1 protein-coding gene is annotated in these 317 nt (G+C 64.0%); it reads right to left on the bottom strand.

Annotation, left to right across the window (positions count from 1 at the left end):
• Positions 1-13: 13 nt before the first annotated feature.
• Positions 14-317: transposase (locus V7778_RS25090; RefSeq protein WP_335560362.1), on the bottom strand; the 304-nt coding region annotated here is incomplete at its 5' end.

Here is a 317-nt window from a genome sequence, read left to right as displayed (position 1 = left end):
GGCGCTGTGCCCGTTACGTGTTGAAGACGCCGATCGCACAGTGCAGAAATCGCTCTGGCGTGGCGATGCGCCCCCCGTCCAGCGCCCATTGCCAGCCCAGGTAATTCGGCAGGTAGCGCGAAGCAACGCCATGAAAGGGCGCCAGCCATTGCCGGAAGCGCCGGTGGTAAGCATTCACGTTTTGCACGTGGACGGCCCCACGGACGCGCTCGCCGGCGCGAAGGTTGACGAACTCATGGGAAATGTCGGCTTCGCGCGCAAAGCAGCGGTACGCGGGATGCCCATCGGTCACCAGAAGGACATCGCGATCGAGCACT

The organism is Massilia sp. DD77, from assembly GCF_036961685.1.
GTDB lineage: Bacteria > Pseudomonadota > Gammaproteobacteria > Burkholderiales > Burkholderiaceae_D > Telluria.
Note: the sequence above shows the minus strand (reverse complement) of the source record. Positions and strands in the feature narration are given on the sequence as shown.